This is a genomic window from Cedecea neteri, assembly GCF_000758325.1.
GTDB classification, from domain to species: Bacteria; Pseudomonadota; Gammaproteobacteria; order Enterobacterales; family Enterobacteriaceae; genus Cedecea; species Cedecea neteri_B.
This window is the reverse complement of sequence record NZ_CP009459.1, coordinates 2211321-2232764: the sequence shown is the minus strand read 5'-3', so window position 1 is coordinate 2232764 and position 21444 is coordinate 2211321. Positions and strand designations below refer to the sequence as shown.

Sequence of the window (21444 nt, the reverse complement as noted above, 5' to 3'; positions counted from 1 at the left end):
TGCAGGCAGGCTCTTTCCGTTCAGGCTAGATAACGCTTCCCCAGACTAAATTACCCTGATGGAAGGTCGCGGTGCGCGGCGAAATACGCGCCACGGCCTCCGCAGAACAAGAAGCATCGACCAGCACAAAACTCGCTTCATCCTGCGCCTTCGGCCATACCTGTTTGCCTTTATCATCCAGTGGCAAAACATTACCGGTAGCAATCGCCAGCGAACGCGACAGGCTGAGTTCGCTCGGGCGAACGTAGAGCTGCGCATACAGGTTGGCTTTCTCCAGCATGTCGCCCAGCCCGTACGGTGACCAGTGATCGATCACGCTGTCGGTGCCGGTCATCACCAGCACGCCTTTTTGCTGGAGCTGCTTCAGCGGCATATGCAACGTCCCGATGGGCACGGTAGAGGCGAGACTGATCTGCTGCGCTGCCATGCGTGTGGCGATCTCATCCACCTGCTGTGGCGTAAGAGTTGCCAGCGCAAAACCGTGGCTGATGGTTAGCTTGCCTTTAAGCTGCGGCGTTTTCTCCACCGTTTCCACCATGTAATTCACCGCCGCCACGCCAGCCGGGCTGGTTTCATGCAGGTGAATATCCACGCCTTTGTCGTAATCAAGCGCTATCTGGAACATGGTATCGAGCGATTTCTCCATCGCGCCATCCACGTTGGTTGGATCGAGACCACCTACGTAGTGCGCCCCGGCCTTCATCGCTTCCCGCATCAGCGGTTCAGATTTTGAAAGCAGCAAACCGTGCTGTGGAAACGCCACGATTTCACAGTTCAGGCCTGACTTTCTCTCCGCCAGTACCGCCTGCAGGTTTTCAAGGTTTTTCAGCCCGGAGACCGGCTCGATATTGCAGTGGCTGCGGGCGATCGTCGACCCTTTGGACTGGATAAGATCGATAAGCTTTCCGGCGCGCTCGCGAGTGTAGGGCTGCAGCTCCGGCAGAATTTTACGCTCGTAGGCAATCATATCCATGATGGTGGTGCCTTCCGGGCGATTATGCACCTGCCACGGGCCGCCGTAGAACGTCTTGTCCAGGTGGATGTGCATATCGCGCATCGCCGGCAGCAACAGCTTGCCGCCCGCATCATAGGCATGAAGCACGCCGTCAGGGTGTGATTTATTAGCGCGAACTGCCGCAATTTTGTCGTCTTTGATTTCTAACGTGTGCAGTTCGGTGCGGGTACTGACGGCAGTTTCGCCTTCATAGTTAAACCCGGTTTCCAGCAGCACATTGTCGAGGTAATAGTGTTTTTCGCTGATGGCATTCATTTGACGGCTGCTCTCACAGGCGGTTGCAGGTGTTTTCGCGGCCCAGGCTGCGGTACCGCTAGCCCCAAACAGCGCACAGGCGGCGGCGACTTTGCCGCCTCCGCTGATAAAGTCGCGGCGGCTCTTCTCAATCTCAGTCATTATTATTTTTCTACCCAGAGTGTGATGGTGGTTGTCAGGAATACAGCGGTTATGCCCCCGCGTCTCTCAGCAGTTGAGCGATTTCGCGGTAGCCTTTTTCTTCGGCCAGCTCCAGTGGAGTTTTACCGTATTTATCCGTCATGTGTGGGTTGGCGCCATGTTCCAGCAGAAGGGAGACAATATCCTGCTGCTTTTTGCCGCCGTCGTTCAGCACGATGGCCTCAAGCAGTGGCGTCCAACCGAGGAAGTTGGTGTGGTTAACGTTAATCTCGGTGTGCACCAGCAGCTCGCGCACAATCTCGACGTGCCCTTTTTCGCTTGCAGGTGTAATACCCACCCCGCCAAAACGCGTTAAGCGAGTCAAATCCGGTCTGGCAGGTAGCAGCAGGCGCAACAGTTTAAGATCGTCATTCAGGCAGCTAATCAGGAAGGGATTAAAGCAGGTTTCATCCTGCTTATTGATATCCGCGCCCGCCTCAATGAGCAGCGCCACGCAGTCATATTTTTGCTTCAGGCTGGCAATGGTGATCGCCGTTCTGCCATGCCGGTTGGTGACGTTAATATCCACACCGCGTTCCAGACAGGCTTTCAACGTTGTGGTATCCCCTTTTAAGGCCGCCGTCAGAAACCCGGTCACCAGCTCTTGATCAGACATTGTGTTCTCCTGTCGCTCGCGGTTATGGCTGAAATTCGAGAATAACAACGCCCTGGCTGGAAGAACATCCGCTTAAAAAAGATTCATCGCTGATGCCGCTATTGTTGAATGCGCTTTAATAATCTTTTTCAAAATGTGTCAAACTCCCCGCATTGCGCGTCATTGAAGGGAGCACTGAATGAACTCCATCTTTACCGAAGAGAATCTGCAGGCCTTTACCTGCGCCGCCCGCTACGGCAGCTTCAGCCGTGCTGCCGAAGAGCTGGGCGTGACCACCTCTGCCATCAGCTACACCATAAAACGCATGGAGACGTGGCTCGATGCGCCGCTGTTTATCCGCAACACCCGCAGCATCGAGCTGACCGAATCCGGGATCTATCTCTACCGCAAAGCCAGAGACTTGTTGAATGATTTTCAAGGGATCCGGCGGGGCATTGAGACCATTTCGCAGGGCATCGAAGCGAAAGTCAGGATTTGCATTAACCATCTGCTGTACACGCCTCAGCACACGGCAAGGCTGCTGAATATTTTGAAAAAGCAGTTCCCCGGCTGCCAGATTGCCGTCACTACCGAGGTGTACAACGGCGTCTGGGATGCGATGCTCAACAACCAGGTGAACATTGCTATCGGCGCGCCGGATGCGCTGCTGGGTGGGGGCGGCATTGACTACACGGAAATTGGCGTCATTCATTGGGCATTCGCCGTCGCGCCAACTCACCCTCTCGCCGCAGCGCAGGAACCCATCCCTGAAAGCCAGCTCAGGCTGTACCCGAATATCATGGTGGAAGACACCGCCTCCACCATCAATAAGAAAGTAGGATGGCTTCTGCATGGCCAGGAAACCGTGGTGGTGCCGGACTTCACAACCAAATGTCAGTGCCAGATTTTAGGCGACGGCATCGGTTTTTTACCGGATTACATGGCGCGTAGCGCGGTAGATAACGGCCTGCTGAAGATCCGCCAGATCCATAATCCGCGCCAGCATTCCCGGATGTTGCTTGCCACACAGCACGCGGCGACGGGCCAGGTTACCCGCTGGATCAAACAGCAGTTTCGTCCCGGCGGCGTTCTCGCTGAGCTGTACCAGGACCTGATGCATCAGGCCTGACCTTCCCGCCTATTTTACCCGGGTATAATTGACAAAATCTGGCTTCCCCGATAGGCTGCTATTTTTACCCGGATTAAAATAGGTACCCCATGTCTTCTGTCACTCTTACCGCCTTTATGCAGCGGCGGCAGATTGCCCACGGCAGCCTGAGCGAACTGCTGCAGCAAATAAAGGCCACGCCAATCGACCACGAGCCGGTGTTTATCTTCAATGACCAGACCGGCAAACGGCTGGATATCCACGTACACGGGGATGAAGCCAGCGCCATTGCGGCTTACCCGGAACTAGCCGAAGGTCCAACCGAAGACGCTACAGCGGTTAGAACTCGCGGCAGGCCAAAACTTGGCGTATCGGCGAAGGAAGTCACCCTGCTGCCGCGCCACTGGGAGTGGCTGGCCACGCAGCCGGGCGGTGCCTCTGCAACCTTACGTCGACTGATCGAACAGGCCAGAAAAGCCAGCGAACCGGCGGACAACAAGCGCCGCAGGCACGAAAGTGCCTACCAGTTTATGCACGAGGTCGCGGGCGATTTACCGGAGTATGAAACTTGCCTGCGCGCGCTGTTTGCCGATGACGAAGCAGCCTTCAACGCTGCAATGGAAGGCTGGCCGCAGGATATTCGCCGCTATGCGGCAACGTTAGCTTTTGGCAAGCAGGAGTCCAAAAATGACTGAGACAATAAACAAAAAAGATCTGAAGCAGGGCTATAAAGACAGCCCGACAACCGCGGGCATCTATTTGATAACCAATACGCAAACCGGCCACAAGCTGCTCGCCAGCGCCGCAAACGCTCAGGGCGTGTTAAACCGCCACCTGTTTGAACTGAAGTTCGGGCAGCACCGCAATAAGGCGCTGCAGCAGGCCTGGAACCAGTTCGGCGAGCCCGCTTTCGAATTCACCGTGCTCGAAAAGGTCAAACCGGATGAGCAAAACGTTAAAGCCGCGCTGGAAAACTTGCTGGAAGCCTGGCAGCAAAAACTGAGGATCGCCCATGAACACAGCTACTAACCTGCCGGTCTCCCTCTACTTCGACGGCTTCGGTGAAAAAACACACCCGGCAATAGTTCTACTGCCGGGGCTGGGAAGCCAAAGTATCAGCTGGTCGCAGCGCTTTTGCCAGCGGCTGGCCGATGCCGGTTTCTATGTTTTGCGGGTCGATAATCGCGACTGCGGGCTGTCCCCCTCGTTGAACCACGCGGGTGTGCCGGACCTGCAGGCGCTCTCCCAGGGCCAAAGGATCGCCATCGCTTATACGCTCCGGGACATGGCGGCGGACGTTGCGCTCACGCTGGATAACGCCGGTATTCCGGCGGCGCACATTGTTGGCCGTTCCATGGGCGGCATGATCGCCCAGCTGTTTGCCGCGCTATATCCGCAAAAAACGCTGTCCCTGTGCGCCATCATGTCCAGCACGGGCAATTCTCAGCTCCCGCCTCCGGCCCCGGATGTGATGGCCATGCTAATGGGGCCAAAGCCCGATCCGCATTCGCACCAAAGCGCCTGGCTTGAGCAGCAGCTCGCGTTCTTCAGGCGCATTGCCTCAACACACCTCCCGTTTGACGAGGAATACTACACGGCGCTGCTAAAAACCTCGCTGGTGCGCGCCAGTTCTGTGCCCGGCATGCTGCGCCAGATTGCGGCGATGGCGGCCACCGGCGATCTCCGTCAGGAGATAAGACAGATCGTAGCCCCGGCACTGGTAATCCACGGCACTCAGGATCCGCTCTTCCCCGTAGAAGCCGGGCAGGACATTGCTAAGACGATCCCCACGGCAAAATTGCAGCTGATTGAAGGGATGGGCCATGAGATTCCGCCTGCGCTGGAAGAAGAAGTAGCCTCCCTGCTTCTCGCTCATTTCGCGGACAGAAAATAACAGGTGTAATGATGGTCACGTCCTCAAAAACGACGCCTTATCTGCAGCCCACCCAGCAGGCCGGGCGACATTTGGTGATGAAACAAATTCCCGGCGAGGTTTTTATGCTCAATCTCCTGCGCTTTCGGGAAATAGCGGATTACTCAGTCGCCCCGGAATTAATGCCGCTTAGCCCGATTAGCGGCGCGGAAGCATTTCAGCGCTATATACAGCACACCCTGCCATTTTTACGCCAAAGCGGCGGGGATATTATTTTCCTTGGCGCGGCAGACAGCTGGCTGATTGGCCCGCAGGATGAACGCTGGGACTGCGCTATGCTCGTGCGGCAGAGCAGTACAGCCGCTTTTCTGGCCTTTGCGGAGAATGAAGCCTGTATGCAGGGGATGGGTCATCGCACGGCGGCGCTGGAGGATTCTCGCCTGTTACCGATTACGCAGTGCGATGCCTTAATATGAACAAAGGCTTATAGATAAAATGGGTATGGTCAGCCTGAGAACCGCTAATTACAATTATTCACATAAATTATTCATCACTAACAAATAAACGCTTTTTAAATTAAATTAAATAGCAATTCATGCGCTTGTAAATTTAATAAATTGCCAATCTGTTATCAATATGAAATTAATTAGCGTTCACCTGCCGACCAATAAATTTTATTTAGGGGTTAATTCTGATGTCAGAAATTATTTCAACAGCCATTACTTATCAAGTCGAGAATCAAACCTTTGAAGGCGCGCTGGTCTACCAGGAAAATCAAAGCGCTGCGCGGCCAGGCATTCTGATCGCCCCTAACTGGATGGGCGTCAGTGCCGGGGCGGTTGAACAGGCCAAAGGAATCGCCGCTCAGGGTTATGTCGTGCTGGTTGCCGATCTCTACGGCCAGGGCAAGCTCCCGACCAACGCCGATGAAGCCGGTGCCCTGATGATGGGCGTGAAGGACACCCCGGCGGAAGTGGGCCGCATGCAGGCCGCGCTGGACACGCTTGCCACTCAGAAAATTGCCGCTGTCGACGGCAGCAAACTGGCGGTTGCGGGCTTTTGCTTCGGCGGGCACTGCGCGCTTGAGCTGGCAAGAAGCGGGGCGGATATCAAAGCGGCGGTTTCCTTCCACGGCACGCTGAATACCCTGAAAACCCACGCCGCAGGCGAGATCAAAGCTTCGATTCTGGTGCTGGACGGCGCGGAAGATCCGCTCGTTCCGCGCGAGCAACTGAGCGAATTTGTCAGCGAAATGAACGCCGCATCGGTAGACTGGCAGTTGGTGAGCTACGCCGGCGCAGTGCACTCATTCACCGACCCAGGTGCGAACGTTGAAGGCGTGGCAAAATACCACCCGGAAGTAGCAAAACGCGCTTTCACCCAGATGTACACGCTGCTGAATAACGTGTTTAACTGATTCACATGGCCTCTGTTCGCAGGGGCCGCTTTTTTTACCCTTTCTCAAGTGGTTTACACCAAGGTACACTTTCCCGGACAATAGCCTTTTAACTTCAGGCTAACAACGTCATGAACCATCCACATCAAGCGCTGTTGAGCGCGGGCGGCATTTTGCTGCTGGCCTTTCTGTCGTGCCTGCTGCTCCCGGCCCCGGCGTTAACGCTGACGCTGGCACAAAAGCTGATCGACACTTTCCACCTGGTCGACCTTAGCCAGCTGTACGTGATCCTCTTCTGCATCTGGTTCCTCGCTTTGGGCACCGTTGAATATTATCTGCTGCGCTTTATCTGGCGCCGTTGGTTCACAATCACCCGCATCTGACTCAACGCCTGCAGCGTGCCGTTTCCCTGATAAACGGCACAACCTCTAACGACAACGCTTTACTCCCCTTTTCTCTGCCCAGGCACACGACAGTGTTATCTCCGTCAAATAACCATTAATACTAAAGGGGTAATCGCCTACCCAATGTTTATCGAATTGATTTCACGCAATATCTGAATGGTTATAGCTGCTATTTTCGCCCGTACTAAAAACGTCATAACAACGAGGTGACGATGAACGTCAGTCGCAGGAAATTTTTCAAAATCTGCGCCGGCGGAATGGCAGGTACAACGGCTGCGGTGCTGGGCTTTGTCCCAAAAGCCGCGCTGGCGGAAACGCGCAACTACAAGCTACTGCGTGCAAAAGAGACTCGCAATAGCTGTACTTACTGTTCTGTTGGCTGTGGTTTATTGATGTATAGCCTTGGAGATGGCTCGAAAAACGCCAAATCCAGCATTTTCCATATCGAAGGGGACCCTGATCATCCGGTCAACCGCGGCGCACTATGCCCGAAAGGCGCGGGGCTGCTGGACTACATTCACAGCGATAATCGCCTGCGCTACCCGGAATACCGGGCGCCAGGGTCAGACAAATGGCAGCGCATCAGCTGGGAGGAAGCGTTCTCCCGCATTGCCCGCCTGATGAAAGACGACCGCGATACCAACTTTATCGAGAAAAATGAACAAAACGTGACGGTTAACCGCTGGCTTTCCACCGGGATGCTGTGCGCCTCGGCGGCCAGCAACGAAACCGGCATGTTAACCCAGAAGTTTGCCCGCTCGCTGGGCATGCTGGCGGTAGATAACCAGGCGCGCGTCTGACACGGACCAACGGTAGCAAGTCTTGCTCCAACATTTGGTCGCGGTGCGATGACCAACCACTGGGTTGATATCAAAAACGCCAACGTAGTGATGGTGATGGGCGGCAACGCCGCTGAAGCCCACCCGGTCGGTTTCCGCTGGGCGATGGAAGCCAAAAACAACAACGACGCCACGCTGATCGTGGTCGATCCCCGCTTCACCCGCACGGCATCGGTGGCGGACATCTACGCGCCAATTCGCTCCGGCACCGACATTACCTTCCTGTCGGGCGTGATTCTGTACCTGATCTCCAATAACAAAATCAACGCCGAATACGTCAAACACTACACCAACGCGGCCCTGCTGGTGCGTGAGGACTTTAGCTTCGAAGACGGCCTGTTCAGCGGCTACGACGAAGAAAAGCGCCAGTACGATAAAACCACCTGGAACTATCAGTTTGACGAAAACGGCTTTGCGAAGCGAGATGACACGCTAACCGACCCGCGCTGCGTCTGGAACCTGCTCAAAGAGCACGTTTCCCGCTACACGCCGGACGTCGTCGAGCATATCTGCGGCACGCCGCAGGCAGATTTCCTCAAAGTCTGCGAAGTGCTGGCCTCCACCAGCGCGGTCGACCGCACTACCACGTTCCTGTACGCGCTGGGCTGGACTCAGCACACCGTAGGCGCGCAGAACATCCGCACCATGGCGATGATCCAGCTGCTGTTAGGCAACATGGGGATGGCGGGCGGCGGCGTCAACGCGCTGCGTGGTCACTCCAACATTCAGGGCCTGACCGACCTCGGCCTGCTGTCCACCAGCCTGCCAGGCTACCTCTCTTTACCTTCCGACAAGCAAACCTCGCTCGACGGTTACCTGGCCGCCAACACGCCAAAAGCGACGCTGCCGGGCCAGGTGAATTACTGGGGGAACTATCCGAAGTTCTTCGTCAGCCTGATGAAAACCTTCTACGGCGACGACGCGCAGAAAGAGAACGGCTGGGGCTTTGACTGGCTACCAAAGTGGGATCAGACCTACGACGTGCTGAAGTACTTCGACATGATGGATCGCAACCTCGTCACCGGCTACCTGTGCCAGGGTTTTAACCCCGTCGCCTCATTCCCGGATAAAAACAAGGTTGTCGCCAGCCTGAGCAAGCTGAAATACATGGTGGTTATCGACCCGCTGGTGACGGAAACCTCCAACTTCTGGCAGAACCACGGCGAGATGAACGACGTTGACCCGGCGAAAATCCAGACCGAAGTGTTCCGCCTGCCGTCCACCTGCTTCGCGGAAGAAGACGGCTCTATTGCCAACTCGGGCCGCTGGCTGCAGTGGCACTGGAAAGGCGCGGATGCGCCGGGCGAAGCGCTTAACGACGGTGAAATTCTTGCCGGGCTTTATCACCGGCTGCGCCAGATGTACCAGGCCGAAGGCGGCAAAGGTATTGAGCCGCTGATGAAAATGCGCTGGCACTACGAGCAGCCCGATCATCCCGAGTCCGACGAAGTCGCCAAAGAGAACAACGGCTTTGCGCTGGAAGATCTGTTTGACGCCGACGGCAATCTGCTGGCGAAAAAAGGTCAGTTACTTGATTCCTTCGCTCTACTGCGTGATGACGGAACCACGGCCTCCGGCTGCTGGATTTACGCCGGGAGCTGGACCAGCAAAGGTAACCAGATGGCAAACCGCGACAACGCGGATCCGTCCGGGCTGGGCAACACGCTGGGCTGGGCGTGGGCGTGGCCGATGAACCGCCGCGTGCTGTACAACCGCGCCTCGGCAGATCTGCAGGGCAAACCGTGGGATGCCAACCGCATGCTGATTCAGTGGAACGGCACGAAATGGGTCGGGAACGATATTCCGGACTTCAGCACCGCCGCCCCTGACAGCGGCGTCGGGCCGTTCATCATGCAGCAGGAAGGTTTGGGCCGCCTGTTTGCCCTCGACAAACTTGCCGAAGGACCGTTCCCGGAGCATTACGAGCCGTTTGAAACACCGCTGGGCACCAACCCGCTGCACCCGAATGTGGTTTCCAACCCGGTGGCGCGCCTGTACGAAGCGGACGCTAAACGCATGGGCAACAGGCAGCAGTTCCCGTATGTCGGCACCACTTATCGCCTGACGGAGCACTTCCACACCTGGACCAAGCACGCACGGTTGAACGCCATCGTGCAGCCCGAGCAGTTCGTTGAAATAAGCGAAGGGCTGGCGAAAGCGAAGGGCATTGCGCACGGCGACCGGGTGAAAGTCAGCAGCAAACGCGGCTTTATTAAAGCCGTGGCCGTGGTGACGCCGCGCCTGCAAACCCTGCAAGCGGGCGGCCAGGAAATCGAAACCATCGGGATCCCACTGCACTGGGGCTTTGAAGGCGTGGCCCGTAAGGGCTATCTCGCCAACACCCTGACCCCGTCGGTAGGCGACGCCAACTCGCAAACGCCGGAGTACAAGGCGTTTCTGGTCAACATTGAGAAGGCGTAAGGGAGGAAACAATGTCCATGCAATCTCAGGATATTATCAAACGCTCGGCGACCAACAGCTTCACCCCGCCGCCGCGAGCGCGTGACTTCAAGGAAGAAGTCACCAAGCTCATCGATGTCACAAGCTGTATCGGCTGCAAGGCCTGCCAGGTAGCCTGTTCGGAGTGGAACGACATCCGGGACGAAGTTGGCCACTGCGTGGGGGTGTACGACAACCCCGCCGACCTGAGCGCCAGGTCCTGGACGCTGATGCGTTTTTCAGAAACCCATGAAAACGGCAAACTGGAATGGCTGATCCGCAAAGACAGCTGTTTGCACTGTGAAGACCCGGGCTGCCTCAAAGCCTGCCCGTCCGCCGGGGCAATTATTCAGTACGCCAACGGCATCGTGGACTTCCAGTCAGAGCACTGCATCGGCTGCGGCTACTGCATCGCGGGCTGCCCGTTCAACATTCCTCGTCTCAACAAAGACGATAACCGCGTGTATAAATGCACCCTGTGCGTTGACCGCGTTAGCGTAGGCCAGGAGCCCGCCTGCGTGAAAACCTGCCCGACAGGCGCGATTCGCTTTGGCATCCGCAAAGAGATGCTGGAGATGGCAGATCAGCGTGTTGAAAAGCTGAAAAAACGCGGTTTTGAACAGGCGGGCGTTTACAACCCGCAGGGCGTGGGCGGCACGCACGTTATTTACGTGCTGCACCACGCGGACCAGCCTGAGCTGTACCACAACCTGCCGAAAGAACCGAAGATTGATACCCCAATCAACCTGTGGAAAGGCATTCTGAAGCCGCTCTCGGCTGCCGGATTTGTTGCCACCTTCGCAGCCCTGATTTTCCACTATGTCGGGATCGGGCCAAACGAAGAGGTGGACGAAGATGAGGACGACAAGCATGAGTAAGATGATCGTCAGAACCAAATTCATCGACCGTGCCTGCCACTGGGTGGTGGTGGTTGGCTTCTTCCTCGTGTCGCTGTCCGGCATTGCCCTGTTCTTCCCGTCGCTGCAATGGCTGACGGAAACCTTCGGCACGCCGCAGATGGGGCGCATTCTGCACCCGTTCTTTGGCGTGGCTATCTTTGTGGCGCTGATGTTTATGTTCGCGCGCTTCGTGCATCACAACATTCCCGATAAGCAGGATTTACCCTGGCTGAAGGGCATTGTTGAGGTGCTGAAAGGCAACGAGCATAAAGTGGCGGACGTAGGCAAATACAACGCCGGACAGAAGATGATGTTCTGGAGCATCATGAGCATGATCTTCGTGCTGCTAGTGACCGGGATTATTATCTGGCGGCCCTGGTTTGCGCACTACTTCCCGATGTGGATGATTCGCTACAGCCTGCTTATCCACGCGGCTTCAGGCATTATTTTGATCCACGCCATCCTTATCCATATGTACATGGCTTTTTGGGTGAAAGGATCAATTAAGGGCATGATCGTCGGCAAAGTCAGCCGCCGCTGGGCGAAGAAGCATCACCCGCGCTGGTATCGTGCCATCGAGGCCGAAGAAGCCAAAAAAGAGAATCGAGAAGGTCTGAAGTAACAGCCCACCCCCCTCTTCCCGCCCGGGGAGAGGGGTTATCCCGGCTTAACGCAAAAGAATTGTGTTGTTTTGTATCCACACCGCCCACGGCTAAACAACAAAACAAATCCCCTTCCCTCTGACACAGCCCACATACAAACCAGGCGTTAAATAAGCGCATCCGCCACCTACCGGCGGCAACGTGTTCAACGACTGATATGTGAGGCTTATGATGAAACTGTTCCGCAACCTTATTCTCCCGCTCGTCCTGGCCGCTGCTGTAGCGCCTGCTTTTGCAGCCAAAGAAGTCCACAGCGCTCAGGGCCTGGTCAAAATTGGCACCGTCACCGAAAGCGATAGCACTACGCTGTCTCTTGACCAGCTCAATGAAAAACTGGCTGCAAAAGCTGAAAAAGCCGGGGCCAGCGCCTGGCGAGTGGTCTCTGCCGGCGGCAACAACAGCTACTTCGGCAGCGCCGATATTTACCGCTAATTCCCCCCGTACCTTTTAAAACAGGAAACAAAAGATGAAACCCACGCGTAAAACGCTGCTGGCGCTGGCTGCGGCTGGCCTGATGACCGGTTTTGCCGCCCAGGCGGAAACTCAGCACACCATCGTATTAGTGCACGGCGCCTTCGCCGACGCGACCGGCAGCTGGGAGCAGGTTATCCCGCCTCTGCAAACGCGGCATTACGAAATTATCACCGCGCAGATCCCGTTAACTTCGCTGGCTGATGACGTGGCGGCGACCAAACGCGCCATCGCCCGCGCCAAAGGCGACGTTATTCTGGTTGGCCATTCGTGGGGCGGGACGGTGATTACCGAGGCGGGTAACGATCCAAAAGTAAAAGGTCTGGTGTACATCAACGCCTTTGCGCCGTCGCCCGGCCAGTCCACCGCTGACCTGGTTAACAGCTTCCCGGCCCCGCCCGGCAGCGCAAAAATCATCAAGGGCGCGGACGGCTTTCTGAGCCTCGACCCGAAAGCCGTCGCCACCGATTTTGCCCAGGATGCAACGCCTGAAGCGCAGAACATTATTGGCATTACCCAGATGCCGATCGCCGCCGCAAGCTTTACCGAGAAAGTGACCACCGCCGCCTGGCAGCAGAAGCCCAGCTGGTTCCTGGTCGGCAGCAACGACCGGATGATCAACCCGGATCTGGAGCGAGCGATGGCGAAGAAAATTCACGCCCACGTTACCGAGCTGCCGGTCAGCCACGTGCCGATGCTGTATGACCCGAAAAATGTCGCCCGCACGATATTTAAAGCCGTGAACATTACCTCGGGGAATTAACGCGTTTTATTCAATGAGGAGGAAATAACGCTCTCAATAAATAGCCAATTATTTACCGACCCTAAATTCATTTTAATTATCTGGAGAACACGATGAACCGTATTGCTATGTCCGCGATTGCCCTGTCTTTGGTTTCTTTCAGCGCGGCATCCTTTGCCGCTGAATTAACCGGGCCAAACCTTGAGCGCTGTTTTGGCATTGCCAAAGCCGCAGACAACGACTGCAAGGCCGGGGCAGGCACCACCTGCGCGGGAACCTCCAAAGTCGATTACCAGAAAAACGCCTACAAAATGGTGCCCGCGGGGACCTGCACCTCAATCCAGACGCCGAATGGCCACGGCTCGCTGACCGAAGGCTAATCAAAGGGCCACTCCCATGACGATGACACACTCTTTAGGTGCCGGATTAAGCCTTAAGCCCGAGCATTACGCCGACGCCTGGGCCAGTCCATCCCCCCTCTGGTTCGAGGTTCACAGTGAAAATTATCTCATGGCGGGTGGCCCGCGCAGAGAGTGGCTGGCGGCCATCCGCCAGCAGCACCCAATCTCGTTACACGGCGTTTCGCTTTCACTGGCCGGTGACGAGCCGCCGGACGCCCAACTGCTCGCGCAGCTAAAAGCGCTAGTGACTGATATCCAACCGGCGCTTGTTTCCGAGCACCTCGCCTGGTCGCGCTGGAACGGGATTTATTATCCTGACCTGCTGCCAGTGCCGAGGACAACGCGATTGATGCACCGCGTTATCGACAACATCAGCCGCACGCAGGACGCGCTGGGCTGCCAGATCTCACTGGAAAATCCCACGCACTATTTGCAGATGCAGGAGCATGAATGGGATGAAATCGAATTTCTCGACGAAGTCAGCCGCCGGAGCGGATGCGGCCTGCTGCTGGATCTGAATAACGTCTGGCTCAGCGCCCACAACCTCGGCTTTGAGGCTGCAGCCTGGCTGAGCCGTTTCCCGGTCGAACGCGTGACTGAAATCCACCTGGCGGGCTTTAGCCCTGACGAAGGGGGCAGCGCTTTGCTGATCGACAGCCACGACCAGTCCATATCCGAGGATGTCTGGCGGCTGTATACGCAACTGATTCAGCGGGCGGGCGCAAAACCCACGCTTATTGAACGGGATGACAACCTGCCTGCGTTTAGCGTGCTGCTGGCCGAACAGCAGCGTGCTCAGCGCATCCTCGACGCAATCGGAGCCGCCGTATGAGCACTCACTTAAGCCGCTATCATGAGGCATTTGTTGGCCTGTTGTATGGCGAAGCGCGCCCTGAACTTAGCCATCTCCAGACTCAGCCCGGCCTTGCCGTTTATCGCAACAGCGTGATCAAAGCCTGCGTTGATGCCCTGGAAGCTAACTTCCCCTGCGTATCAAGGCTTACCGGCCACGACTTTTTCCGTGAAATGGCATGCGGCTATGCGCTTGAACGGCCGCCACACGGAGGTGAACTCGTTCGCTATGGCGACACCTTCCCCGCTTTCATTAGCGCTTATCCTCCGGCCAGAGAACTGACTTATTTAAGCGCCGTGGCCAAGTTGGACAAGCTGTGGTTAGAAGTGTTTTGCGCCCCTGCCTCGGCCCCGCTGGATGTGCATGCGCTGGCTAACATCACAGCGGACACTTTGGGCAACACATCATTACGGCTGCGGGACAGCGTTCGCTGGTACTGGCACCCCACGCTGCCGGTATTCACGCTCTGGGCGTTCAACCGCGAACAAACAGCCGCGCCGGAGACGATTCACTGGCAGGGTGAAGGCGCTTTGCTAGTTCGCCGCCAGCAGCGCATTTTTGCCGAACCCTTAAGTCAGGGCGGATCGGTCTTCCTGACCGCCTGCCGTTTGGGGGCAACCCTCGCTCAGGCTAGCGAACGGGCCCTGGCTGCCGAGCCAGCCCTCGCCCTCGGCCCTTTTTTCAACAATCTGCTTAGAAACGGCATATTCGCCGCATCTTAATCACACCTTTTGAGGCTAAATGATGAAAGTATCTGAACAACAAATGACAGAACAAGGCATGAGAGCGCTGTGGAATAGACTCTGGGATCGCATCGAGAGAGGCGTTGGCGACAACTTGCTGCTGCTGGTAGCCCGCCTGGGCGTAGCCGCCGTATTCTTCCTCTCCGGCCGCACTAAAGTAACGGGGTTTATGACGCTAAAACCGTCCACCTACGAACTGTTCCGCACCGAATACGCACTCCCGCTTATCCCCTATGATATCGCCGCACACCTGGCCACGCTGGCCGAACATACTTTCCCTGTTCTGCTGGTACTGGGATTGTTTTCACGCTTCGCCGCCGCTGGATTACTGTTTATGACCCTGGTGATTGAAATTTTTGTCTACCCGGATGCATGGCCCACGCACCTGATTTGGGGCGGATTACTGCTGCTGGTTGTCGCCCGTGGCGCTGGCCGCTGGTCGCTGGACAGGGTTCTGAAGCTGGCGTGAGAAAAGAGAGGCGAGGCACTTCATTTATCGCGCCTCGCCTGCTGCCTGCACGGCAGTGAACCAGAGTAAAATCCGCTTATCACCAACGGCTCAGGAAGAGTATCTCAGCGCATCCACCAGCAGGGAAAACGCGGTCGTGTGCTGCTTCCGGCTGGGGTAGTAGAGGTAGTAACCGGGGAACGGTTTGCACCAGGCCTCCAGAACCCGAACCAGCCGCCCTTCGGCAAGCTCATCGCAAACCGTATCGCTCGGCACAAACGCCAGGCCGAGGCCTTGCAGCGCGGCATCAATGCGCTGACGCAGGCTGTTGAACGTTAGTTGCCCATCCACGCGAATTTTCAGCTCACGGCCGTCTTTTTCGAATTCCCACGCATACAGCCCTCCCAGGGTCGGCAGGCGCATATTGATGCAATTATGCTGCTGGAGATCCTGCGGCGTCGCCGGGTAGCCCTGTTTTGCAAAATAGGCCGGGGAACCAATGACAGACATAGTAAGCTCCGGGCCAACGCGCACGGCCACCATATCTTTTGCCACCTGCTCACCGAGACGAATGCCGGCGTCGAACTGCCCGCTGACAATATCGGTCAGGGCGTTATCCACGCTGATTTCTACGTTGATGTCCGGGTACTCAACCAGAAAAGTTTTCAGCACCGGCCATAAAACCGACTGCATGCTGTGTTCGGCCGCATTCAGCCGAATATTGCCCGCAGGTCGCTCACGCATTTCGCTCAACGTAATTAGCTCGCTCTCAAGATCCGCAAAGCGAGGCGCCAGGCTGGCAAGCAGCTTTTCACCAGCTTCCGTAGGCGCGACGCTGCGTGTGGTGCGGGTAAGTAACCGCAGTTGAAGACGCTCCTCAAGACCACGGATCGCGTGGCTGAGCGCGGACTGAGACACGCCAAGTTTTGCCGCCGCTCGGGTAAAACTGCGCTCGCGAGCCACTTCCATAAATGACATCAGATCATTGAAATTCTCTTTCAGCATGGCCGAAACAAGCCTCACAAAGGAATGAAATATCCCCAGTATAGCGAGATTCATGAGCTGGATTCATAAGCTCTTGTACTTTTCCCCGGCTAGTCCTCTACGACATTCAGGACTACCGTATGACAACGAACGATGACCTTCTCGACTGGAGCATTTGATGAAAATTATCCGCAGCGGTTCACAACCTTCACAGCAGGGCCCGGAAAGTTATTTCACCGGTACAGTACGCATTGATTCGCCTTTCAGCGGCACTGAAAACGCCCGCGTTGGTGGGGCCATTGTCACCTTTGAGCCTGCCGCACGGACGGCCTGGCATACGCATCCGCTTGGCCAAACGTTGATCGTGACTCAGGGGCGCGGCTGGCTGCAAGAGTGGGGCCAGGAAATTCAGGAACTGAATCAGGGCGATATTGCGTGGATCCCCGAAGGGGTCAAACACTGGCACGGCGCGGCACCCGATACTGCGATGACGCATATCGCCATTGCCGAGTCCTTAAACGGCAGCCCCGTGGAGTGGCTGGAAAAAGTCAGCGATGAGCAGTACAGAAAGTAGCGACGGAGGAAACATGACTCAGGGCATTGAAAACAAAGTTGTCGTCATCGCCGGTGCCAGCAGCGGGCTGGGTGAGGCTCTGGCACGTCGTCTGGTAAAAGACGGCGCTAAGCTGGTGCTGGGCGCTCGCCGTCTCGAGCGGTTAAAAAAACTGGCGCAGGATCTTAACCTGCCCCCAGAGGCCGCAGTGCAGACTGATGTGACTCAGCCAGAGCAGGTGCAGGCGCTGGTCGATAAAGCCGTGGCGCTCTATGGGCGGGTCGATGTGATGGTCAACAATGCGGGCCTGATGCCGCATTCACTGCTGGAACGCAAAAAGTTTGATGACTGGAACACGATGATCGACGTCAACCTTAAGGGCGTGTTGTACGGCATTGCCGCCGCTCTGCCTTATATGCAGCAGCAAAAAAGCGGCCACATCATCAATACCTCTTCCGTCGCGGGCCATAAGGTTCGCCCGGGCAGCGCAGTCTACGCGGCCACCAAAACGGCGGTGCGGGTGATATCTGAAGGGCTACGTCAGGAAGTAAAACCTTACAACATCCGCACGACAATCATCTCGCCTGGTGCGGTTGAGAGTGAGCTGGTCGCCAGCATTACCGAAGCGGAAGTGGCGGCAAATATCCAACAGTTCTACGACGAGATCGCAATCTCCGCTGAGTCGTTTGCGAACGTGGTCGCCTTCGCCATCAGCCAACCAGAGGATGTCGACATCAACGAAATTCTGTTCCGCCCTACCCGCCAGGAACTTTAACATTTCGGCCTCTCTTCCGCCCGGAGGAGAGGTTTTTTGGTCCTACCAATTCCGCTAAAAACGTGCCCCTTTCTGCAAAACACCGATAAACACCCGCCAGACCGTTGCCAATCGTTAACACAAGATTAACCATTAGCCATCATTTGCTCTACAAAGCAAAATTGGTCCTACCAATCTAATAAAAAACGATAAACGCCTCACCCTGGAGAACACCTGCATGCAAGTCTGGTCCCAACTCTACGACCCGCTCGGGAATATCTGGCTGTCGAGCCTGATTGCCGCGCTCCCGATTCTGTTTTTCTTCTTCGCGCTGATTAAGCTGCGGATGAAGGGCTACAAAGCGGCAACGATGACGGTATTTATCGCCCTGCTGGTTGCCCTGTTCTTGTACCGCATGCCGGTGGATCGCGCGCTTGCCTCAGTGGTGTATGGCTTCTTCTACGGCCTGTGGCCCATCGCCTGGATTATTGTTGCCGCGGTCTTTGTTTACAAAATTTCGGTTAAAACCGGGCAGTTCGACATTATTCGTTCCTCCATTTTGTCAATTACCCCGGACCAGCGCCTGCAAATGCTGATCGTCGGTTTCTCTTTCGGGGCATTTCTGGAAGGGGCCGCCGGGTTTGGTGCGCCGGTAGCTATTACCGCCGCCCTGCTGGTCGGTCTCGGCTTTAAGCCGCTGTACGCCGCGGGTTTGTGCCTGATCGTCAACACCGCGCCGGTGGCCTTTGGCGCAATGGGGATCCCGATTATCGTCGCCGGGCAGGTCACTGGCCTGGACAGTTTCGAAATCGGCCAGATGGTAGGCCGCCAACTGCCGTTTCTGACGATCATTGTGCTGTTCTGGATTATGGCAATTATGGACGGCTGGCGCGGGATCAAAGAGACCTGGCCAGCGGTGATTGTGGCAGGCGGCTCGTTTGCTATCGCCCAGTATCTCAGCTCTAACTTTATCGGCCCCGAGCTGCCGGACATTATCTCTTCGCTGGTGTCGCTGGTGTGCCTGACGGCATTCCTGCGGGTCTGGAAGCCGGTGCGCATTTTCCGCTTTGATAGCGAGGGCGCGGCTGCAACCGTGCAGGAGCAGTCTGCGCAGAAATACACGACCGGGCAGATTGTCAAAGCCTGGATGCCGTTCCTGTTTTTAACCGCCACGGTTACGTTGTGGAGTATTCCGCCGTTCAAAGCGCTGTTCGCCAAAGGCGGCGCGATGGCGGACTGGGTCTATAATTTCTCCGTGCCGTTCCTGGATAACCTGGTCGCCAAAATGCCGCCGGTCGTTGCTGCCAGTGCGCCTTACGCCGCGGTGTTTAAGTTCGACTGGTTGTCAGCCACCGGCACGGCAATCCTGGTCGCGGCGCTGATCTCTATTGCCTACCTGCGCATGAAACCAAAAGCGGCGCTGGTTACTTTCGGCGAAACGCTCAAGGAGCTGGCGCTGCCGATTTACTCCATTGGCATGGTGCTGGCGTTTGCTTTTATCTCCAACTATTCCGGGCTGTCGGCGACGTTGGCCCTGGCCCTGGCGCACACCGGCCACGCCTTTACTTTCTTCTCGCCGTTCCTTGGCTGGCTGGGCGTGTTCCTCACCGGGTCGGACACCTCATCTAACGCGCTCTTTGCCGCACTGCAGGCCACAACCGCGCAGCAGATTGGCGTGTCGGACCTGCTGTTGGTGGCAGCCAATACCACCGGCGGCGTGACTGGGAAGATGATTTCGCCGCAGTCGATAGCCATTGCCTGTGCGGCTGTGGGGCTGGTCGGGAAAGAGTCAGACCTGTTCCGCTTCACCGTGAAGCACAGCCTGATTTTCACCTGCATGGTGGGAGTGATTACCACACTGCAGGCCTACGTTTTAACCTGGATGATCCCATGACTGAAGCTGTGCCGCGCCTTGCCGACCAGATGGTTGAGCGTGTTAAGGCGCTGATTGAAGAACGTAACCTGGAGGCGGGCATGCGGTTGCCCGCCGAACGCCAGCTGGCCGCCGAGCTGGGCTGTTCGCGCTCGATTTTACGCGAGGCGATTCAAAAGCTGATTGGCGAAGGCGTGCTGGCCAGCCGACGCGGCGGCGGCACTTATTTACGCTACCAGACCGAGCAATGGTCGGAACAGCGCATCGTGCAGCCGCTGAAAACGCTGGTTGAGGGCGACCCTAATTACCAGTTGGATATCCTCGAAGCGAGACATTCCATTGAAGGCAGTACGGCCTGGTATGCCGCCATGAGGGCGACGCAGGCCGACAAAGAAAAGCTGATCGCCTGCTTCGATGCCACGCTCAAATTTAAAGAAAGCGATGACCCGGACTTAGCCGCCCAGGCCGACGTCAGGTTCCACCTGGCGATTGCCGAAGCCTCCCACAATATCGTGCTGCTGCAGACCATGCGCGGGTTCTTCGACCTGCTGCAATCTTCGGTGCTGCACAGCCGCCAGCGCATGTACACCGTCCCGGCCATTTTTGCCGGGCTGACCGAGCAACACGACGAATTATTGCAGGCGATTCTGGCCGGAGACGCCGAACGCGCAAGGCGAGCCGCCCAGTCGCATCTCGGCTATGTTCACGCCACCATCAAGACTCTGCAGGAAGACGAAGCCCGTCAGGCACGTATTACCCGCCTCCCGGACGAAGCAAGTGATGAAATAAGGGAAAAGAAACGATGATTATTTCCGCAGCAACCGACTACCGTGCCGCCGCTGAGCGCATTCTGCCGCCCTTTTTATTCCACTACATTGACGGCGGGGCCTATGCCGAGCATACGCTGAAGCGCAACGTGGAAGATCTGGCCCAGGTGGCGCTCAAGCAGCGCGTGCTGAAAAACATGTCGGCGCTGAGTCTGGAAACCCGGTTGTTTAACGAAACGCTCTCCATGCCTGTTGCCCTCGGCCCCGTGGGGCTTTGCGGGATGTACGCCCGCCGGGGAGAAGTTCAGGCCGCAAAAGCCGCCGCAGCAAAAGGCATTCCTTTTACCCTGTCTACGGTGTCCGTTTGCCCGATTGAAGAAGTCGCGCCGGCTATCAACCGCCCGATGTGGTTCCAGCTTTATGTGTTGAAGGATCGCGGTTTTATGCGCAACGCGCTGGAGCGAGCGAAGGCTGCCGGGTGCTCCACGCTGGTATTTACCGTTGATATGCCGACGCCCGGCGCGCGCTATCGTGATGCACACTCTGGCATGAGCGGCCCTAATGCCGCGATGCGCCGTTATCTCCAGGCGGTGACGCACCCGCAGTGGGCATGGGACGTTGGCTTAAACGGTCGCCCTCATGACCTGGGCAATATATCCACCTATCTCGGCAAACCGACCGGGCTGGAGGATTATATTGGCTGGTTGGCCAATAATTTCGATCCGTCCATTTCCTGGAAAGACCTGGAGTGGATCCGCGAATTTTGGGACGGCCCGATGGTGATTAAAGGTATCCTCGACCCGGAAGATGCGCGCGATGCGGTACGCTTTGGTGCCGATGGGATCGTGGTGTCTAACCACGGCGGCCGCCAGCTGGACGGCGTGCTCTCTTCCGCCCGCGCCCTGCCCGCCATTGCCGACGCGGTCAAAGGCGATATTACTATTCTGGCGGACAGCGGCATCCGCAATGGCCTGGACGTGGTGCGTATGATTGCGCTGGGCGCTGATACGGTGCTGCTGGGGCGCGCTTTCCTGTATGCACTCGCCACCCACGGCGAAGCAGGCGTCAGCAATCTACTGAACTTAATGGAGAAAGAGATGCGCGTGGCGATGACGCTCACCGGCGCGAAATCCATTGCCGAAATTACGCCTGAGCTGCTGGTTCGCCAGAGTTTATAGCGCGCCGTTAGC

At 56.8% G+C, this 21444-nt stretch carries 24 protein-coding genes; 21 read left to right on the top strand and 3 right to left on the bottom strand.

The genetic code is table 11. The annotated features are described in order from the left end of the window. Nucleotides 1-25: 25 nt before the first annotated feature. The gene (locus LH86_RS10515; RefSeq protein WP_039301012.1) at nucleotides 26-1411 is read right to left on the bottom strand and encodes an amidohydrolase family protein; all 1386 of its coding nucleotides are present in this window, start codon (nucleotides 1409-1411) and stop codon (nucleotides 26-28) included. A gap of 49 nt (nucleotides 1412-1460) precedes the next feature. Beyond that, nucleotides 1461-2066 (bottom strand): ankyrin repeat domain-containing protein, encoded by a 606-nt coding sequence (locus LH86_RS10510; protein ID WP_039301009.1) that lies wholly within the window; start codon nucleotides 2064-2066, stop codon nucleotides 1461-1463. Nucleotides 2067-2244: 178 nt separating this feature from the next. On the opposite strand from LH86_RS10510, the gene LH86_RS10505 reads away from it, so the two are divergent. From LH86_RS10505 to LH86_RS10425, 16 genes are all read left to right on the top strand, one after another. Next, nucleotides 2245-3174, top strand: a complete 930-nt coding sequence (locus LH86_RS10505; protein ID WP_039301006.1) for a LysR substrate-binding domain-containing protein — start codon at nucleotides 2245-2247, stop codon at nucleotides 3172-3174. Between the two features lie 89 nt (nucleotides 3175-3263). Continuing rightward, a complete protein-coding gene (locus LH86_RS10500) occupies nucleotides 3264-3848 on the top strand; it encodes a DUF2239 family protein (RefSeq protein ID WP_039301003.1) in 585 nt (194 codons plus the stop codon). Continuing rightward, nucleotides 3841-4182 carry a GIY-YIG nuclease family protein gene (locus tag LH86_RS10495; RefSeq protein ID WP_052045569.1) on the top strand — a complete coding sequence of 114 codons (342 nt, stop codon included), beginning with the start codon at nucleotides 3841-3843 and terminating at the stop codon, nucleotides 4180-4182. Before LH86_RS10500 ends, LH86_RS10495 begins: the two co-directional genes overlap by 8 nt. Next, nucleotides 4166-5047: an alpha/beta fold hydrolase gene (locus LH86_RS10490; RefSeq protein ID WP_039301001.1), complete on the top strand. Its 882-nt coding sequence runs from the start codon at nucleotides 4166-4168 to the stop codon at nucleotides 5045-5047. The genes LH86_RS10495 and LH86_RS10490 overlap by 17 nt, the downstream gene beginning before the upstream one ends. An 8-nt stretch (nucleotides 5048-5055) precedes the next feature. Beyond that, nucleotides 5056-5502: a DUF1330 domain-containing protein gene (locus LH86_RS10485; RefSeq protein ID WP_231562722.1), complete on the top strand. Its 447-nt coding sequence runs from the start codon at nucleotides 5056-5058 to the stop codon at nucleotides 5500-5502. A 218-nt stretch (nucleotides 5503-5720) separates the two neighbouring features. Further along, nucleotides 5721-6443 carry a dienelactone hydrolase family protein gene (locus tag LH86_RS10480; protein ID WP_039300995.1) on the top strand — a complete coding sequence of 241 codons (723 nt, stop codon included), beginning with the start codon at nucleotides 5721-5723 and terminating at the stop codon, nucleotides 6441-6443. Nucleotides 6444-6553: 110 nt separating this feature from the next. After that, entirely contained in the window at nucleotides 6554-6805 is a 252-nt protein-coding gene (locus LH86_RS10475) for a DUF1158 family protein (RefSeq protein ID WP_039300992.1), read from the top strand. Between the two features lie 233 nt (nucleotides 6806-7038). Further along, nucleotides 7039-10086 (top strand): formate dehydrogenase-N subunit alpha, encoded by a 3048-nt coding sequence (fdnG, locus tag LH86_RS10465; protein WP_156107021.1) that lies wholly within the window; start codon nucleotides 7039-7041, stop codon nucleotides 10084-10086. Nucleotides 10087-10097: 11 nt separating this feature from the next. Further along, a complete protein-coding gene (gene fdxH / locus LH86_RS10460) occupies nucleotides 10098-10982 on the top strand; it encodes a formate dehydrogenase subunit beta (protein WP_039300982.1) in 885 nt (294 codons plus the stop codon). Continuing rightward, complete coding sequence (gene fdnI / locus LH86_RS10455) at nucleotides 10960-11625, top strand: formate dehydrogenase-N subunit gamma (protein ID WP_039300979.1); 666 nt, start codon at nucleotides 10960-10962, stop codon at nucleotides 11623-11625. The genes fdxH and fdnI overlap by 23 nt, the downstream gene beginning before the upstream one ends. Before the next feature lie 208 nt (nucleotides 11626-11833). After that, a complete protein-coding gene (locus tag LH86_RS10450; protein ID WP_331280745.1) occupies nucleotides 11834-12097 on the top strand; it encodes a DUF1471 domain-containing protein in 264 nt (87 codons plus the stop codon). A gap of 34 nt (nucleotides 12098-12131) precedes the next feature. Next, complete coding sequence (locus LH86_RS10445; RefSeq protein ID WP_039300974.1) at nucleotides 12132-12899, top strand: alpha/beta fold hydrolase; 768 nt, start codon at nucleotides 12132-12134, stop codon at nucleotides 12897-12899. A gap of 92 nt (nucleotides 12900-12991) precedes the next feature. After that, complete coding sequence (locus LH86_RS10440; protein WP_039300972.1) at nucleotides 12992-13258, top strand: DUF2282 domain-containing protein; 267 nt, start codon at nucleotides 12992-12994, stop codon at nucleotides 13256-13258. Nucleotides 13259-13274: 16 nt separating this feature from the next. Further along, nucleotides 13275-14111: a DUF692 domain-containing protein gene (locus tag LH86_RS10435; protein ID WP_197061704.1), complete on the top strand. Its 837-nt coding sequence runs from the start codon at nucleotides 13275-13277 to the stop codon at nucleotides 14109-14111. Then, nucleotides 14108-14854: a DNA-binding domain-containing protein gene (locus tag LH86_RS10430; protein WP_039300970.1), complete on the top strand. Its 747-nt coding sequence runs from the start codon at nucleotides 14108-14110 to the stop codon at nucleotides 14852-14854. Before LH86_RS10435 ends, LH86_RS10430 begins: the two co-directional genes overlap by 4 nt. A gap of 19 nt (nucleotides 14855-14873) precedes the next feature. Beyond that, on the top strand, nucleotides 14874-15344 hold the full coding sequence (locus tag LH86_RS10425; RefSeq protein ID WP_052045568.1) for a DoxX family protein: 471 nt from the start codon (nucleotides 14874-14876) through the stop codon (nucleotides 15342-15344). A 90-nt stretch (nucleotides 15345-15434) separates the two neighbouring features. Here LH86_RS10425 and LH86_RS10420 read toward each other — a convergent pair whose 3' ends face one another. Then, nucleotides 15435-16328 (bottom strand): LysR family transcriptional regulator, encoded by an 894-nt coding sequence (locus LH86_RS10420; protein ID WP_039300967.1) that lies wholly within the window; start codon nucleotides 16326-16328, stop codon nucleotides 15435-15437. A 157-nt stretch (nucleotides 16329-16485) separates the two neighbouring features. Between LH86_RS10420 and LH86_RS10415 the strand changes: the two genes are divergently transcribed. The 5 genes from LH86_RS10415 to lldD all read left to right on the top strand — a co-directional run bounded on the left by LH86_RS10415 (nucleotide 16486) and on the right by lldD (nucleotide 21432). Then, entirely contained in the window at nucleotides 16486-16881 is a 396-nt protein-coding gene (locus LH86_RS10415; protein ID WP_039300963.1) for a cupin domain-containing protein, read from the top strand. Nucleotides 16882-16894: 13 nt separating this feature from the next. Next, nucleotides 16895-17635, top strand: a complete 741-nt coding sequence (locus LH86_RS10410; protein WP_039300960.1) for an SDR family oxidoreductase — start codon at nucleotides 16895-16897, stop codon at nucleotides 17633-17635. A 217-nt stretch (nucleotides 17636-17852) separates the two neighbouring features. Continuing rightward, on the top strand, nucleotides 17853-19508 hold the full coding sequence (gene lldP / locus LH86_RS10405; protein WP_039300957.1) for an L-lactate permease: 1656 nt from the start codon (nucleotides 17853-17855) through the stop codon (nucleotides 19506-19508). Next, nucleotides 19505-20293 (top strand): transcriptional regulator LldR, encoded by a 789-nt coding sequence (gene lldR, locus LH86_RS10400; RefSeq protein WP_039300955.1) that lies wholly within the window; start codon nucleotides 19505-19507, stop codon nucleotides 20291-20293. Before lldP ends, lldR begins: the two co-directional genes overlap by 4 nt. Further along, on the top strand, nucleotides 20290-21432 hold the full coding sequence (gene lldD, locus LH86_RS10395; RefSeq protein WP_039300951.1) for an FMN-dependent L-lactate dehydrogenase LldD: 1143 nt from the start codon (nucleotides 20290-20292) through the stop codon (nucleotides 21430-21432). The genes lldR and lldD overlap by 4 nt, the downstream gene beginning before the upstream one ends. Nucleotides 21433-21444: the final 12 nt, after the last annotated feature.

Bases quoted from the DNA above. Each gene is read 5' to 3' on its own strand.
- LH86_RS10515 (WP_039301012.1), bottom strand. From the start codon at position 1,411: ATGACTGAGATTGAGAAGAGCCGCCGCGACTTTATCAGCGGAGGCGGC.
- LH86_RS10510 (WP_039301009.1), bottom strand. From the start codon at position 2,066: ATGTCTGATCAAGAGCTGGTGACCGGGTTTCTGACGGCGGCCTTAAAA.
- LH86_RS10505 (WP_039301006.1), top strand. From the start codon at position 2,245: ATGAACTCCATCTTTACCGAAGAGAATCTGCAGGCCTTTACCTGCGCC.
- LH86_RS10500 (WP_039301003.1), top strand. From the start codon at position 3,264: ATGTCTTCTGTCACTCTTACCGCCTTTATGCAGCGGCGGCAGATTGCC.
- LH86_RS10495 (WP_052045569.1), top strand. From the start codon at position 3,841: ATGACTGAGACAATAAACAAAAAAGATCTGAAGCAGGGCTATAAAGAC.
- LH86_RS10490 (WP_039301001.1), top strand. From the start codon at position 4,166: ATGAACACAGCTACTAACCTGCCGGTCTCCCTCTACTTCGACGGCTTC.
- LH86_RS10485 (WP_231562722.1), top strand. From the start codon at position 5,056: ATGATGGTCACGTCCTCAAAAACGACGCCTTATCTGCAGCCCACCCAG.
- LH86_RS10480 (WP_039300995.1), top strand. From the start codon at position 5,721: ATGTCAGAAATTATTTCAACAGCCATTACTTATCAAGTCGAGAATCAA.
- LH86_RS10475 (WP_039300992.1), top strand. From the start codon at position 6,554: ATGAACCATCCACATCAAGCGCTGTTGAGCGCGGGCGGCATTTTGCTG.
- fdxH (WP_039300982.1), top strand. From the start codon at position 10,098: ATGTCCATGCAATCTCAGGATATTATCAAACGCTCGGCGACCAACAGC.
- fdnI (WP_039300979.1), top strand. From the start codon at position 10,960: ATGAGGACGACAAGCATGAGTAAGATGATCGTCAGAACCAAATTCATC.
- LH86_RS10450 (WP_331280745.1), top strand. From the start codon at position 11,834: ATGATGAAACTGTTCCGCAACCTTATTCTCCCGCTCGTCCTGGCCGCT.
- LH86_RS10445 (WP_039300974.1), top strand. From the start codon at position 12,132: ATGAAACCCACGCGTAAAACGCTGCTGGCGCTGGCTGCGGCTGGCCTG.
- LH86_RS10440 (WP_039300972.1), top strand. From the start codon at position 12,992: ATGAACCGTATTGCTATGTCCGCGATTGCCCTGTCTTTGGTTTCTTTC.
- LH86_RS10435 (WP_197061704.1), top strand. From the start codon at position 13,275: ATGACGATGACACACTCTTTAGGTGCCGGATTAAGCCTTAAGCCCGAG.
- LH86_RS10430 (WP_039300970.1), top strand. From the start codon at position 14,108: ATGAGCACTCACTTAAGCCGCTATCATGAGGCATTTGTTGGCCTGTTG.
- LH86_RS10425 (WP_052045568.1), top strand. From the start codon at position 14,874: ATGATGAAAGTATCTGAACAACAAATGACAGAACAAGGCATGAGAGCG.
- LH86_RS10420 (WP_039300967.1), bottom strand. From the start codon at position 16,328: ATGCTGAAAGAGAATTTCAATGATCTGATGTCATTTATGGAAGTGGCT.
- LH86_RS10415 (WP_039300963.1), top strand. From the start codon at position 16,486: ATGAAAATTATCCGCAGCGGTTCACAACCTTCACAGCAGGGCCCGGAA.
- LH86_RS10410 (WP_039300960.1), top strand. From the start codon at position 16,895: ATGACTCAGGGCATTGAAAACAAAGTTGTCGTCATCGCCGGTGCCAGC.
- lldP (WP_039300957.1), top strand. From the start codon at position 17,853: ATGCAAGTCTGGTCCCAACTCTACGACCCGCTCGGGAATATCTGGCTG.
- lldR (WP_039300955.1), top strand. From the start codon at position 19,505: ATGACTGAAGCTGTGCCGCGCCTTGCCGACCAGATGGTTGAGCGTGTT.
- lldD (WP_039300951.1), top strand. From the start codon at position 20,290: ATGATTATTTCCGCAGCAACCGACTACCGTGCCGCCGCTGAGCGCATT.